Here is a 15,330-nt window from a genome sequence, read left to right as displayed (position 1 = left end):
AAAGAAATAAAAAGGCCCTTGATATCATTCAAGGGCCTTTGTTCATTTTCCTAACAGTACATTAGTTAACGTGGTTAACTGGTAGTTTACGTAGGATTTGATACTCCTCGCCAATCATGCTCGCGTAGTCGCCTGTGCGGTACGAGTTGATTGAAGATAGAGGCAGTGTCCATGCGAACTTGTCGCTTTCCGCCGCATTCGTGTATCCATTGTACAGTGGGTATGCAGCTTGAAGCAGTACTGCATCAAGGTTCGCGTTAACATACGCGATAGTGTAATCGATGATAGACACGACATCGTTAATGTTATGTACCTTACCACCAGCATGAGTTACCGTGCCATTCGCACTATCGTACACTGTATCAGCTTGTGCTAATACCGCATTGATAGCAGCTTGGAACTCAGCATTAGACATTCCATCAGAAAGGTCTATACGTCCCTCAGATACTTCGGTCTTGTATACATTGATGATCGATTCTACGAATGGAGCATCAAGAGCAGCCGCTGGAGCATGGAATCGCTCAGTGAAACCTGCGATAGGAGCCCATGCCGCTACAACAGCATCAAGTGCATCACTTGAAGTACCGTCAAGAGCCGTTTTAGCAGAATATCCTTCAGAAGTTACCATACGAGATGCAAACTTATTAGCCAGTGTATTTTCTTTGGTAATAGTGTAAGTGCGACCTTCGATGACAACTTCAAGTGAATCACCTTGAATCATATCGTAACGGTCTAGCTGCTTACTTAAGCTGTTACGCTGCGCCAATGCTGTTTCAGCAAAAGTGACATCTTCTGTATTCATTCGGCGAGTACCCATTTCCAAGATCATTGTCGCAACGTCTTTTCTCGCCATTGAAGACAAATCATAGAAAGAGCTGATACCACGTGGTAAAGGAGGTAGAGATTCCATCAGCTGGGTCACATGTAGATTAACATCAAGTGTGTTTGGAACTACATAGTCATTACCTTCACTATCAACGAACTGAACACCGTTTGTAAGTGGTTCACCGGCAATTAAGTGCGCCATAATAGCATCGTATTCGGCTTTTACTCCTGGTAGATCTAGCAATGATGCAAACTGCTCTTCATCTGTGTAACGCAATGAATAACGGCGCGCTAACATGTAGCTTGCTAAGCCTTTATCTGGCCACATACCCAAAATAGATACCGCGTTTGAGTATGGATTAGATGGATCGTTAGAAGCAACCGAGTTCAAGTACTTGCCATTCACAGATTGTGCGTGGATCTCAGTTGCACCGTGAAGAGTCTGAAGAACATCTGTTCCTACTTCATCAAAACAGCTAGCATCCGTTAGATCGTAAGAAGCTGGAATCTTGTAAGAAACCGCATTAAGCGTTTCGCCTAGAGATACAGAAACCAACTCACTATTACGGTTAGTAATAATACATTGCGTCTCTGGTGTACGAAGAACGTCTAGGAAGAACTCTGCCGACTTTTCCGCACCATAAGCGTAATCACAGAACCAATCGTTACCTGCCATTTCCGCTGGATTATCAGAATATGTACAGTAACGAGGGTTGTCTGCTAGTAGATTTAAGAACTCCGTTGGCTTTTGAGATGGAGAAGCGTCACCAAAGGCATGGAAAATGCCATCGATACGCTCAGAGTCTTCAATCATGTCACGCATATCGTTCATCTCACGGAATCGACGAATAATGTACGATGGGTAATCAGAGTTATATAGGCCGTCTACATACAAACCAGCATTTCGACGATCGTAACTATCTAGATAGTTTTGCCACTTGTAACGTACAATCTCTTCGCGCGTTGTACCTTCATCAAAACGGTTACAGTCGCTATTAAGAGATACGTTACCATCTGTACAGAAATCGTATTTCTTACGAGAATCAATATCTAACACTGTTTCCAAGTAATAGAGGACACCATGCTCTGCATCTGGATGCCCCGCTTGTGCAGCTAGATCGAGTTTGCTGAAATCACAAGTATAGACTGACTCACCCGTTGGTTGACCTTGGTCGTCCGTTACTGGTTGAGTTTCTGTACATACCATAAGTGGCTCAGACTGACCTTGAGCAACAACTGGTGTTGGGCCATATTGACCAAAGAATGAAGCATCGTGAGCGGCCGCTCCTTCTGGTGTTGAAACATCTGCGACAGGTGATGGCATTACTAAATCTAGTTTACGCCCGTAACCAAATTTAAATGCCGCTACATCATATATACCCCAAGTAGGGATCTCATCTAGCATACTAGGCGCATAGTCCATCGTAGAACTGTACGCTGGAATATTTGCGATGCCTAATCTGTTTGCTTGCTCACGGGTCAAGAAGTTTTCTTTATCCATTGAGCCTTTAAAGTTATGGCGAAGACCAACGTTGTGACCAATCTCATGAACCAAAGTATTTCGATACGTTGTTTCTGTAATCGCGTCTGCCGCTACTTGTTTTAAGTTCTCAGGTAAACGGTACCAAGATTTCAACGTGCGTGTAACTTCCGCTCCATTGTCATCTCGAACAATGTCAAAGTATCCGTCATCAGTAAGAGGGAGGTTGTCGATAACAGCCTTACTACTTGACGAAACCCAGCTCGCTTCGATTGGATAAACATTGTTTTCACTCCAAAGCTGAAGTCGTTGCTCTTCTGCACGGACTACATCTTCAAGAGCAGTCTCATCCGTCACCTTAATCAAATCACTCGGACGCAATGTTGTGCGAATACTGCTCTGTTGTTCCAATACTGGCGCAATATCGTCTGCCGTAATGTTTGTGCTTACGTGAGAGTGATTTGTCATTAAGCTTGCAGCAGTTTCCGCTGTTTTACGGAAAGACTGTACACTCGAGCGCTGACTTACATCAGCAGAATCTGACTGTGCTGCTAGATTATTTTCTACAAGTTGGCCGCGATTGTATAGACGAGCCATGTTATCCCAATAGAATGGAACACCAGTTCGAGCTACACCAGAGTATTGGTTAACATGAGCTTTTAATATTTCACCAGTTTGAGGGTGAGCAATCGAAGGCCCGTAACCCAATAGTCCATTTTTTAGTGGCTCATCTACTAGCTGAATGACATTGTAGCGTAAGTCACCCGTGTGGATTCCAGTGGCTTCGGTTTTGTTAACAATCTTGATAAATGGTTTGCCGTTATCCGCGTCAATGACACTTAACGTTTCATTCATTTTATCGATGGTATCAATAGTGATATCCAGCAGTGATGCGTTCTTCTCTTCGAAGAAGTTATCAGATAGGTAGTACTCGATTGATTCAAGGTTCGGGTTGAAGCGATTCAAATAAGTTACATCGTTGTATTTATTTGTCACCGGATCAAGTTTTTTGGTCGTCGTAGCAAAGAAGCCAATGTCGTTTTCATCACCAACTGGGTAAATGACTGGCTGATAGTCTTTGCTCGCAACATTGTCTTCATGCACAAGTGAGTAGAAGAAGCGCGATTTAAACGAGCCTTTAGCTAGCTCTTCCTCTAGCGCGCCCCAATCCATGTAGCGAGAGATTTTATCGAAATCAACAGAGAACGTTTGTTCCAATTCAAAGTTAATAACACCTGTTTTAGGATCAAATTCCCAAGACAAAACATCTGGAGTTCCTACTGGGCTAATACCATCTTTCAGACCATATAGTTCGTCCCAGTTAATGTCGAGAGCTTTAGCTTCCGCAGGCTTAGGAGTGTAGTGAGTGTTAGTTCGGTAACCTTCTAAGGTCAGACCTGTATCAGGATCCACCTCTTCTACGTTAGTACAATCCCCGTAAGAGTCTTCTTTACATTGGTAACGAGCGAAGTCACCAGGGATAGTCATGATATGCGGAAACTCGACCTGATTGTCAGTATCCGTTAGGTTACCATTTGCATCATTTAGTGGAAGACAGTAGCCATTCGCGTCTTTAGGGTAAACATTTTCTGGGTGGTTTGAATCAAATCCAAACACTTCAAGACCATCTTTCGAAAAACACACCTCAACATAACGGCCCATACCTTGTAAGAAAGGAAACTGTGTAACTGCAAAACGAGGGGCTGCGCCTGTTGTTGGAGCATAAATCCAACGGCCTTCAGTTCGAAGGTCTTTAACTTGGATTTCATTTTCATTACGTTCTACGTAATCGTAATCTTGGTCATCTGCACCACAACCAGCCAAAATAGCGGTTACGGCAGAGGCAAGTGCTAATCTTTTAAATGCCATAATATGTCCTTATTATTTATTTCTAGAAAGAGAAAGTTACGGTCGCTCTGTACGAAGCATTATCTTGGTCGAATAAATCAATATTCCCCAAAGTGCCTCGTTCAGCGTCTTGGTAAACACCTGATGTTGATGCTGATAAAGATGCGGACCAGTTTTTGGAAATACTGTAAGAGCCAAACAATGAGCCCCCGTATGTCCAACTACTTCTCCTCGTTCCTTGATAGCTGATTGTATTACCGCCCAAAGCAGAAATACCTAGCGTAAAAGATTCCCATGATTTAGTAGCACTGCTTGAGAGTGAGTATGTCCACTCCGTAAGTGAACGGCCACCAATTGTTTTATATTCGTGAAAGTTCTTTCTTAACCTTGGTGTGATATTAAAGTTCACACCCCATGATTTGAAAGAAAATGGTGTTGCAACACGAAGCGCGGTATTTAATTCATCTTTACGCGATGCTTCTGACGTTGGGATAGTAAATTGAGCACTTGCGCCTATTTTACCTGTTTCACCAAACTCGTATAAATTCGAATAACTCAAACCAACAACTGAATCAGTCGCAAAGTCTCCAGTTTCGTTTTCATACGCACGATATCCACCTGTTGAGGCATAACCTCTAACTTGATCTGTGAATTTATAATTTAGCCCACCGCTCCAAGAAAGACTTCTAACTGAACGATGGTCATCGGGATGATATATATTGGTGTCATATGAAAGTGACAAACTCCCACCTATATCTGACCAAACAGAAACTTCTTCCTGTTCATCTTTATTTTCTTCCGCCCATACGGGAGAAGACAATAAAACAGATACAGCTAAGGCTATTGTCCTTCGCTTACACTTAATTGTGTTCTGCATATGTTAACTTCCATGAATATTTAATTCTTATTAAAGTTGTCCTTATATCATCTATAGAAAATTCCTTTTCTTGAGATGAATAAGTCCATCAGAATTACTTCAAATTCTGATTATCTATAACAAGCAAAAATACGTTTATCTGATTATTATTTTAGCCACGCTTTCGTTGGCTTGGATGCGTAATTGGAATCGCTGACAACAACGTTTTGGTATAATCGTTTCTTGGTGAATTATATATGTCTTGTGCATATCCATATTCAACAACTTTTCCGAAATACATTACTGCCACCTCATCAGAAACTTGCCTAACAACCGATAGGTCATGCGATATAAAAATCATCGCTAGGTTCATTTCTTTCTGAAGTGATAATAACAAGTTGATAATCTGTGCTTGCACTGATACATCCAATGCAGATACGGACTCATCACATATCAACAACTTCGGCTTTAACGCAATCGCTCTCGCGATACCAATACGCTGCCTTTGACCACCGGAAAACTCATGGGGATAACGATTTACGGCTTCTCTCGGTAATCCCACTTTATCCAATAGTTCCAATACCCATTGTTTTCTTTCTACCGATGTACCCATCTGATGAATAACAAACGGTTCTTCCAAGATCATTCCTATTGTGTGTCTCTGATTCAGTGACTCCATAGGATCTTGGAACACTATCTGCATTTCTTTGCGTAATGGTCGCATTTCCTTTGCAGATAGACGTGTAATATCCCTCCCTTCGAAATAAATACTCCCTTCAGTTGGCTCAAATAGCTTCAAAATTGTGCGACCTAAAGTGCTTTTTCCACAACCTGACTCTCCAACTAACCCTAACGTCTTGCCTCTTTCCAGAGAAAAAGAGACGCCATCGACGGCCTTGATCGTATACCCCTTTGAAAAAAGTCGCTTTCCAGAGATAAAGTGCTGCTTTAAGTTGTCGATTCTTAATACTTCCTGCATCACTCCCCCTTAATTACTCTGGAAAATACTTGGATCAATTGGCTGAATATCGATCATCTGTTTTGGCTTATGTTCTAGGCTTGGCATCAAACCTAGCAACCTTTTAGTGTATGGGTGTTGCGGGTTGTCGAATAGTTCAAAGACATCTGCTTTTTCGACAATTCGCCCGCCATACATCACAGCAACATCATCACAAATTTCGGCTACAACACCTAAATCGTGAGTGATAAAAACCATTGCCATGCCTGTTTCTTGCTGTAACTCCTGCATCAACTCTAAAATCGAAGCTTGAACAGTTACATCCAGAGCCGTTGTCGGCTCATCACAAATCAATACATCTGGTTTACATGCAAGTGCCATTGCTATCATTACGCGTTGGCGCATGCCACCAGAAAGGTTATGTGGATACTCGTCAATGCGCTTTTCAGGCAGTGGAATTTTGACTTTCTCCAGCATTTTTATTGCATAGGCGTAACGCTCTTGTTTCGCCAATTCCGGTCTGTGCAACTCAAGCACTTCCATGATTTGCTTGCCAATGGTATGGACTGGGTTAAGTGCCGTCATTGGATCTTGGAATATGATTGAGATTGCATCTCCGCGCATTTCGTACATACGCTTAGTTGGCAACCGCAGAAGATCCGTATCTTTATACAAGATTCGACCTTTTACTACTTGACCATAAGGCTTTGGTAACAAGCCCATGATCGACATGGAAGTAACACTCTTACCACACCCAGACTCGCCTACTAACCCTAACGTGCGTCCTTTTTGAACATCGAAACTAACACCGTGCAGGACCTTTACCTTTCCATCATCGGTCTGGAACTCAACCTCTAAGTCTTCGACTGTTAACACCGTTTCGCGATTCATAGTCACCTCGGGTTACAGCTTAAACTTATCGTCAATGATGCTAACCGTTGGATAGGTTTTCCCTTTCTTCATTGCATCTTGAGTTTCTTTTTTAACTTCTTTGCTAAGCCAGAAGTTGGCAATATCCATTGGATGGAAAATAGACTCTGTTTTCTTTGTCATTGGGTTTTCCGGGTATTGAATCCAACGCCAATGGACAGCTCGTGAGTAAGGCACCATATAACCAGGAACAATAATGTTCGCATCTGTTACGTAGTCTTGAATTTGGTGGGACAACGTATAACGTTTCTGTTGGTCGAACTCAGCATCATATTGCTCTATCAACTTATCTAACTCAGGGCTGCTGTAATTAGTATGAGCGTTAGTTTGCGGCTTGTTCGCATTGTCTGAGTGTAGATATTCCCAGTACGCAGGGATCTCTCCTGAACCCATGTTTAAGAATGCAAGTTCATGCTTTTTCTCAAGGATGTATTTGAACGCTGAAGAACCGTCAACTAAGTTCAATGTAAACTCGAGGCCCGCGAGTTTTGCCTGCTCCTTTAAGTAAGCAATTCTTGGAGTCCAAGTGTTGTAACCATATGTGATAGCGAACGAAAGTCTTTGCCCATCAGCATTTACCCTAACCCCATCTGGACCAATTTGATCAAAGCCTGCTTTTATGAAAAATTCAGCGGCTTTGCCTGGATTAAATTCCGGCGCTTTGTTTTCCGCTTTGTCATATTGACCGTGGCCAAAGCCCAGGCCATGAGGTTTTCTTGAATAATCGCCTCGCATGATATTAGCGATCATACCGTCATAGTCTGTCGCAAACATAATGCCTTTACGCAAATTGATGTCATCAAGCAATGGCTGAGCAGTGTTCATCCATAAACCACCAGCACCTTGAGGAACTTGGTTAAATCCCCAGAACTTTTGTATATATCCATCTTTGGCGGCTTCTGAATCTGACTTACCATGCCAGTATTCAGGTAGAACCATATCGAAATAATCGAGCTTACCTTTCTCAAAGTGCTTTAGCGCAATATCGAAGTCACGAATGACAGTAATGCGGATTTTGTCTACGTTATAACGATTTTGATAGTATCGGTTTGAATAACCCCACCAGTCGTCACCGACGTGTTTAAATGTAACACTCTTGCCTTTCTTAACATTATCTAAGTAGTAAGGCCCAGCTGTAGGTTCACTCTTGAAGTTATACTTTCGTACAAAGTTATCCACCATACCATCGCTATTCTCGTCCTTCTCACCTTTAAAAAAGTGCTCTGGTCGAGGCTGAAAACCATTACTTGGCATGTTAATTAATACCATTAATGCGTCTTGGCTTTGCTCTACTTCTGTCTCTACCGCAATTGTGTACTCATCAATTTTCTTAACATCTACAATCGAATTGCTAAAGAAGTCGTTGTACCAAGGATCAACGATGTCTTTAGAACGGTAATACTTAAGCATAAACAGATAATCGTCAGCGGTAATTTTTTCACCATCAGACCATTTCGCATTTTTGTCTAGCTTGAAGTAAACCGTCTTGTTGTCCTCTGAAAAAGCCCATGATTCAGCCAGTTGAGGAATCCACTTACCTGTATTGGGGTGGCGCTGGGCAAGCTTTGGCGCACCATCCATGAAGTAATGACGCAATCCGGAGTTCGCGTCCGGACCAACGCTACGCAGCGTTTGAGGAAAGCTAATCATGAACGTACGCAAAGTACCTCCACGAACAGCCTCAGAAGAAGCGAAAAGTGGCTCGTCGTTATTCGATACCCAATTGACATCTGTAGGCAACGACTGAGCATGTACAGCGAAGCTCATCCCTGATAAAGCAGCAATAGCTGATAATGTAGTTAACTTATTCATTATTATTACTTCCTGTAAATCTTTGACTATTCGTAGCGAGTAAACTTTTTAGGATCAAATGCACTTCGTATTGCTTCACCAATAAAAGTCACCATGACGAGTACAGCAACAATTGATGTAACCACAGAGATTACGATCCAAGGCGCATCCAGGTTTGATTTTCCTTGTTGTAACAACTCCCCCCAACTTGGTGTTGGTGGCATTAGACCCAGCCCTAGGTAGTCCAGAGCGGTCAGCGCGGTGATATTAGCGGCAATTGTAAAAGGAGCTAATGTCACGATCATAACCATTGTGTTTGGTAAAATATGGTTAAGAAGAATTCGTCTAGTTGATGCTCCAAGAGCTCGTGCTGCCATCACATACTCTCGTGCAGATTCCTTGTATGTCATGGTTCGCATATACCAAGTGATCCCCATCCACCCAAACAACACATTGATTGCGACAAACAATACAAACGTAGGTTGTGTAATTGAAACCAGAATCATGATCACGTAAAGGAAAGGGACCATTGACCAAACTTCGATAAGCCTTTGAACAAACAAGTCAAACTTACCTCCGAAGAAACCCATCGAACAACCGACTACAGTGCCAATTGCATAAGAAATTGCCATTGTCATTAAGGCAAATCCCATCGCAATACGAAAGCCATACACCAAACGAGCTAAAATATCGCGACCAATAACGTCAGTGCCCAAATAGTGCTGTGTTTCTAGGCTAGGAGCTAATGGAGGAAAATCTCCGCTAAAGTCCTGCTCGTAAGGATTCCAAGGAACAACAGGCATAATCACGAAGTTGCCACTGCCCTCAAGTTCAAATTGAGCTTGCAGTTGACGGTAATCAGTTTCACTCGCGTAGTCCAAGCCAAACTCTGTACCTGATTTAACGTCACTAAATACAGGGAAAGACCACTCACCGTTATACTTAACAACAAGAGCTTTACTGTTTACCAGAACCTCCGCAAATATTGAAAGTGTCAGTAGGCTACCCAATATAATGAGTGACCAGTAACCACGCTTGATCTCTTTAAAGTGATTAATCTTTTTTTGTGTAAGGGGCGTTAGTTTAATCATGAGCCAAACCTCACTCTAGGATCTGCGACAGCGACACATAGATCAGAAAGAATATTACCGATCATCAACATGACAGCGTTGATAGCGACAATTCCCATAACGACAGGGTAGTCGCGTTCGACAATAGATTCATACCCAAGCAAACCTATACCGTCAATATTGAATATAACTTCGATTAAAAATGAGCCAGTCATGAAAAACAGCAGTGAGTTACCAAAATGGCTAGCAATCGGTATTAGACTATTTTGTAAAGCATGTTTTTTAACCGCTTTCTTAAAAGGTAAACCTTTAGCGATTGCCGTACGAATATAATCTGCTGAAATATTCTCCATGAGGTTATTTTTCATCGTCATTGTTAACGTCGCAAAATCGCCAATTAAATAACAGATAAGAGGTAAAATTGCGTGCCACATAATATCTTTGAATTGTTCATAGAAAGTTTCATAGTCTTCGAAATCATCTCCGACGAAACCTCCCATAGGAAACCAATCTAAATTATATGCAAATACAGTAATTAGAAATACACCGACAACATAACCGGGTAACGCGTAGCCAACAAATATTAAAATTGAAGATGCGGAATCAAACACGGATCCGTGTTTAATAGCCTTATAGTAACCAAGGGGAATAGATATAAAATAACTTATAAAGAAAGTCATTCCACCATAAAATAGCGAAACGGGTAAACGCTCGGCGATCATATCACTTACAGGCTCGTAATAACGAGTAGACTCACCGAAGTCTAATACAACTATTTTTGATAGCCATTCAATATACGCTTCAAATACAGGTTTATCTAACCCATAAAACGCATTTAAGTCGGCTATTTGTTCTTCAGATAATGCTGAACTATTACCCGCTACGCTTACAGAAGCACTATCAGTTCCTGAGTGCATACTGGCAAGCATTCTTTCGACAGGCCCACCAGGAACAAAACGTGTAATAGCAAAGATTAAAATCGTAATACCCAAAAAGGTAGGAACGACTAATAATAATCGTCGTAAAATATATGCTAACAATTGGAAATACTCCGTACCAATTACTATTTAGTATCGTCACATCCTGTGACTTATTAGAATATACAACTGGTATAACCAGTTTCTGTGAACTTATTAAGTTGACAATAATCGATATACTCGAATCTTTAAAATCAATTTAACAATTTTGTCGAGTTTTAGCGACTTATGTCATACTTTTGACAAAGTAACGGCTACAAAGTAACAGAATCTTTGCGTTGCACTTCAGAATACTGAATTTTAGAGAATAATTGATTAGGGACTAGTAAAATAAGATATCAGATTAGGTTATATAGAAGGATAAATTAGAATTTTATTCTGACATAAAAAAGCCTAAACGTTTGCGCCATTAGTTTGACTTGTTTAGGCTTAATCATTCAGCAGATTTATTGGTTATTTAACTTGTAACAAATCATTGTTGATGGAAGTGAGTACTTCCGCAGGATTTTTAGCTTGGGTGATAGGTCGACCGATGACAAGATAATCAGAGCCTGATTCGATAGCTTTCGTTGGCGTCATAATTCGCTTCTGATCGCCCACATCCGCTCCGACCGGTCGAATGCCTGGAGTAACAAGTTTAAATGACTGACCAAGTTCCTGTTTCAGCATCGAAGCCTCTTGAGCTGAGCACACTACACCATCAAGACCAGAGTTTTTAGTCAAGCTAGCCAATTTTACAACTTGCTCTTGTGGCGCAACATCTAGCCCAATCCCAGCTAAATCTTGTTGTTCCATACTGGTTAATACCGTAACTCCTATCAGTAAAGGACGGTCTTTACCATATGGCTCAATAATTTCACGAGATGCGGTCATCATACGCTCGCCACCGCTTGCGTGTACATTCACCATCCATACACCAAGTTCGGCAGCCGCTCTTACTGCTTTAGAACATGTGTTTGGAATATCGTGAAACTTCAAATCCAAAAATACAGAGAAGCCACGTTTGTGTAGCTCTTTAACGAAATCAGGACCAAAGAGTGTAAACATTTCTTTGCCAACTTTCAGTCGACATGAGTTCGGGTCAATTCGATCGACAAAGGCTAGTGCATCTGTCTGGTTATCATAATCCAACGCAACAATAACTTTTTGGTCTATCATTTCATCTCCTAACAATTAATTACATGCCTAAAAAAAGCAGCGGGATCACCGCTGCTCATCAATGATTGGCTAACCAACCAATATAATTACTCACCATCCAACCCTCTAATGGGCTTAATAGTCCCCCAGCCTTTACATGAAGGGCAATGCCAATACATCGAGTGAGTAGAAAAACCGCACTTTCGACAACGATAATGTGGTTTCACTTTCATTTGCTCGCCTACGAGTTTCTGCAATGTAGCTAAGCTAGCCTTAGCTCGCCCCTCTTCGGCTTCAACCAAATGGTAATCTATCAATCTATAGAAACCCTTCATCGTTGGGTTTTTCACAAGTTGACGGGTTAATAGCTCTTGAGCTGACCCCGCTCCCTCGTGCTGGGCCACCATCTGCGCAAGCATGAGCTCCGCTGACGCCCCAGCTTTATTAACGATACATTGACGAAGGAACTCTAACAATTCGTCTTCGTGCCCCAGTTGGTGATAGCAGTCAGCCAACGTAGGTAACACTTCACTGACGAAATCGCTGTCTTGATCCAACACCATTTCGAAATACTTAATGGCGCTGTGGTAATCAGCGTCTTCAAGATAAATTTTACCGAGAGAAATGCTTGCTCTTACGCATTTAGGGTCTTCAACTAGGGCTTTCTTAAAGTTTTGTAGCGACTTGTTATGGTTGCCGTCAGCTTTTTCTTGCATCGCAAGCTCACACCAAAAATGTGCAATGCTGCTACGCATTCGTTTTCGGCCAAGTTTAACAAGTAAAGTCGCATATTGAATCGCTTTCGACCATTCTCGAGTCTGTTGATAAATCGCCACTAATTGTTGTAGAGCAGCCTCTCGGTGGTCTGGCTCTTCAACGAGTTGCTCAAATATCTTTTCAGCCCGATCTAAAAAACCTGATGCCATATAATCTTTAGCAAGCTGTTGGAGAGCGATGTTTTTTTGATCAATGGTTAAACCCGAACGGGAAATCAGGTTTTGGTGAATTCGAATGGCACGATCAACTTCCCCCCTAGAACGAAACAGGTTACCCAACGCTAAGTGCGTATCAATCGTTTCGTTGTCGACTTGGAGGAGCTCAATAAAGTGGTCAACCGCTTTATCTGACTGATCAGAAAGAAGTAAGTTTAGACCCGTGACGTATTGACGGGAAATTTGATTGGAGTGTTTCTGCTTATCTTGCTGTGCACTACGATTACCCATATACCAACCATAGGCTGCGGCAATGGGTAGCAACAAGAAGAGTATTTCTAACATCGAGTAGAGAGCCTACCTTTTACTTTAAGAGGCTTTAGCCTGAGTAGGTTCTTCGGTTGTCGGTGAGAGCTTTTTCACTTGCTTTCTTAACTTGCGAACTTGAAGCTGAGACTTAAGGTGCAAGCTGCCAAATATTGCCCAAGATATTACAAAGCCACTAACAAACACGACACCTAGCAACGTCGATAGGTGGAACTCACCCTGAGCTAATAGGTAATTAAAATTTACGATGGCTTGATTCTGAGAGCCTAATGCTAGAGCAATTAAAAACAGAGCCAGTACGATAACGATCTTTATAATTTTCATAGTCCATCACCTAAGCAAAATTCTGCCGTTACGATTATGCAGTAAAACCAAGAAACAAACCATGCTTATCTCAGGATCAGCCCTAATAAAAAAGCGGCATAATTAAGTATGCCGCTTTTTAATAACAATTTATCGTATCTAGCCGATGTTCACGCGTTCGCGTAGCTCTTTGCCTGGCTTAAAGTGAGGAACGTATTTGCCTTCCAGCTCCACCTTATCACCAGTTTTTGGGTTACGGCCAACACGAGGCTCACGGAAGTGAAGAGAGAAACTACCGAAACCACGAATCTCGATTCTGTCTCCACTTTCTAGTGTCGAAGCCATATGCTCTAAGATATCTTTTACAGCATCTTCAATCTCTTTAGCTGAAAGATGAGTTTGCTCAGCACAGAGTCTCTCGATTAACTCAGACTTAGTCATAGTTTCCCTCATAGAGTAATTTATCACTTATTATAGTAAGTAATACCAATTCCAACAAACACTTGCTTCCAATTTTAGACAAAGTTTAACCACTTTGCACAACAGAAAACTCAACTTAATTGAATAGCTTGTACAGATTGGTATTACCACTCATGGAACAACAAGCATAAAAAAGGAGCCTTGCGGCCCCTTTTTCTTAAAAACGAGTAAATTACTCGCCTTTAGCTGCTTTGAATGCGTCAGCCATAGCGTTACCGAACGAAGCTTCATCAGCTTTGTTCAGAGAAGCCATTGCTTCTTGCTCTTCTGCTTCATCTTTAGCTTTGATAGATAGGTTGATTACGCGGTTCTTACGGTCTACACCTGTGAACTTAGCTTCAACGCTGTCACCAACGCTTAGGATTAGAGAAGCATCTTCAACGCGATCGCGTGAAGCTTCAGAAGCGCGGATGTAACCTTCAACGCCTTCTACTAGCTCGATAGTTGCACCTTTAGCGTCTACTGCAGTAACAGTACCGTTAACTAGTGCACCTTTCTTGTTCTCTGCAACGTAAGCATTGAATGGGTCATTTTCCATTTGCTTAACGCCTAGAGAGATACGCTCACGCTCAGCATCTACAGCTAGAACTACAGCAGAGATCTCGTCGCCTTTCTTGTACTCACGTACAGCTTCTTCACCAGCAACATTCCAAGAAATGTCAGATAGGTGAACTAGACCGTCGATGCCGCCTTCTAGACCGATGAAGATACCGAAGTCAGTGATAGACTTGATCTTACCAGTAACTTTGTCGCCTTTAGCTTGCGCTTCAGCGAATGACTGCCATGGGTTAGCTTTACACTGTTTCAGACCTAGAGAGATACGACGACGTTCTTCGTCGATATCAAGAACCATAACCTCAACTTCGTCGCCAACATTAACAACTTTAGATGGGTGGATGTTCTTGTTAGTCCAATCCATTTCAGAAACGTGTACTAGACCTTCAACGCCTTCTTCGATTTCAACGAAGCAGCCGTAGTCAGTTAGGTTAGTAACACGACCAGAAAGCTTGTGACCTTCTGGGTAACGCTTAGCGATTGCTACCCATGGATCTTCGCCTAGTTGCTTAAGACCTAGTGATACGCGAGTACGCTCACGGTCGAACTTAAGAACTTTAACTTGGATCTCGTCACCAACGTTAACGATCTCAGAAGGGTGCTTAACGCGCTTCCAAGCCATGTCAGTGATGTGTAGTAGGCCGTCAACGCCACCTAGGTCTACGAATGCACCGTAGTCAGTAAGGTTCTTAACGATACCTTTAACTTCTGCGCCTTCTTGTAGAGTTTCTAGAAGCTCATCACGCTCAACGCTGTTCTCAGACTCGATTACCGCACGACGAGAAACAACTACGTTGTTACGCTTCTGGTCAAGTTTGATAACTTTGAACTCTAGCTCTTTGTTTTCTAGGTGAGCAGTGT

12 protein-coding genes are annotated in these 15,330 nt (G+C 42.1%); all 12 read right to left on the bottom strand.

Annotated elements, in window-relative coordinates; translation table 11 throughout:
- Positions 1-61 precede the first annotated feature (61 nt).
- Entirely contained in the window at positions 62-4,174 is a 4,113-nt protein-coding gene (locus AC4MRV_RS07825) for a zinc-dependent metalloprotease (protein ID WP_491186872.1), read from the bottom strand.
- A 22-nt stretch (positions 4,175-4,196) separates the two neighbouring features.
- Entirely contained in the window at positions 4,197-5,030 is an 834-nt protein-coding gene (locus tag AC4MRV_RS07820; protein WP_491186871.1) for a hypothetical protein, read from the bottom strand.
- Positions 5,031-5,181: 151 nt separating this feature from the next.
- The gene (locus AC4MRV_RS07815; RefSeq protein WP_491186870.1) at positions 5,182-5,988 is read right to left on the bottom strand and encodes an ABC transporter ATP-binding protein; all 807 of its coding nucleotides are present in this window, start codon (positions 5,986-5,988) and stop codon (positions 5,182-5,184) included.
- A gap of 9 nt (positions 5,989-5,997) precedes the next feature.
- The gene (locus AC4MRV_RS07810) at positions 5,998-6,858 is read right to left on the bottom strand and encodes an ABC transporter ATP-binding protein (RefSeq protein WP_491186869.1); all 861 of its coding nucleotides are present in this window, start codon (positions 6,856-6,858) and stop codon (positions 5,998-6,000) included.
- 12 nt (positions 6,859-6,870) lie between these two features.
- Entirely contained in the window at positions 6,871-8,709 is a 1,839-nt protein-coding gene (locus AC4MRV_RS07805; protein WP_491186868.1) for an extracellular solute-binding protein, read from the bottom strand.
- 26 nt (positions 8,710-8,735) lie between these two features.
- On the bottom strand, positions 8,736-9,779 hold the full coding sequence (locus AC4MRV_RS07800; protein WP_491186867.1) for an ABC transporter permease: 1,044 nt from the start codon (positions 9,777-9,779) through the stop codon (positions 8,736-8,738).
- Complete coding sequence (locus AC4MRV_RS07795) at positions 9,776-10,798, bottom strand: ABC transporter permease subunit (RefSeq protein WP_491186866.1); 1,023 nt, start codon at positions 10,796-10,798, stop codon at positions 9,776-9,778. The genes AC4MRV_RS07800 and AC4MRV_RS07795 overlap by 4 nt, the downstream gene beginning before the upstream one ends.
- Before the next feature lie 390 nt (positions 10,799-11,188).
- Positions 11,189-11,893, bottom strand: coding sequence for an orotidine-5'-phosphate decarboxylase (gene pyrF, locus AC4MRV_RS07790; RefSeq protein WP_491186865.1), 705 nt, complete (start codon positions 11,891-11,893; stop codon positions 11,189-11,191).
- An 86-nt stretch (positions 11,894-11,979) separates the two neighbouring features.
- The gene (lapB, locus tag AC4MRV_RS07785) at positions 11,980-13,149 is read right to left on the bottom strand and encodes a lipopolysaccharide assembly protein LapB (RefSeq protein WP_491186864.1); all 1,170 of its coding nucleotides are present in this window, start codon (positions 13,147-13,149) and stop codon (positions 11,980-11,982) included.
- A 24-nt stretch (positions 13,150-13,173) separates the two neighbouring features.
- Positions 13,174-13,455, bottom strand: coding sequence for a LapA family protein (locus tag AC4MRV_RS07780; RefSeq protein ID WP_491186863.1), 282 nt, complete (start codon positions 13,453-13,455; stop codon positions 13,174-13,176).
- Positions 13,456-13,593: 138 nt separating this feature from the next.
- On the bottom strand, positions 13,594-13,875 hold the full coding sequence (gene ihfB, locus AC4MRV_RS07775; RefSeq protein WP_008078046.1) for an integration host factor subunit beta: 282 nt from the start codon (positions 13,873-13,875) through the stop codon (positions 13,594-13,596).
- Positions 13,876-14,086: 211 nt separating this feature from the next.
- Positions 14,087-15,330: 30S ribosomal protein S1 (rpsA, locus tag AC4MRV_RS07770; RefSeq protein WP_491186862.1), on the bottom strand; the 1,244-nt coding region annotated here is incomplete at its 5' end.

The sequence above is a fragment of the Vibrio sp. genome, from assembly GCF_984391705.1.
The sequence above is the reverse complement of the archived record's forward strand: the minus strand, read 5'-3'. Positions and strand labels throughout refer to the sequence as shown.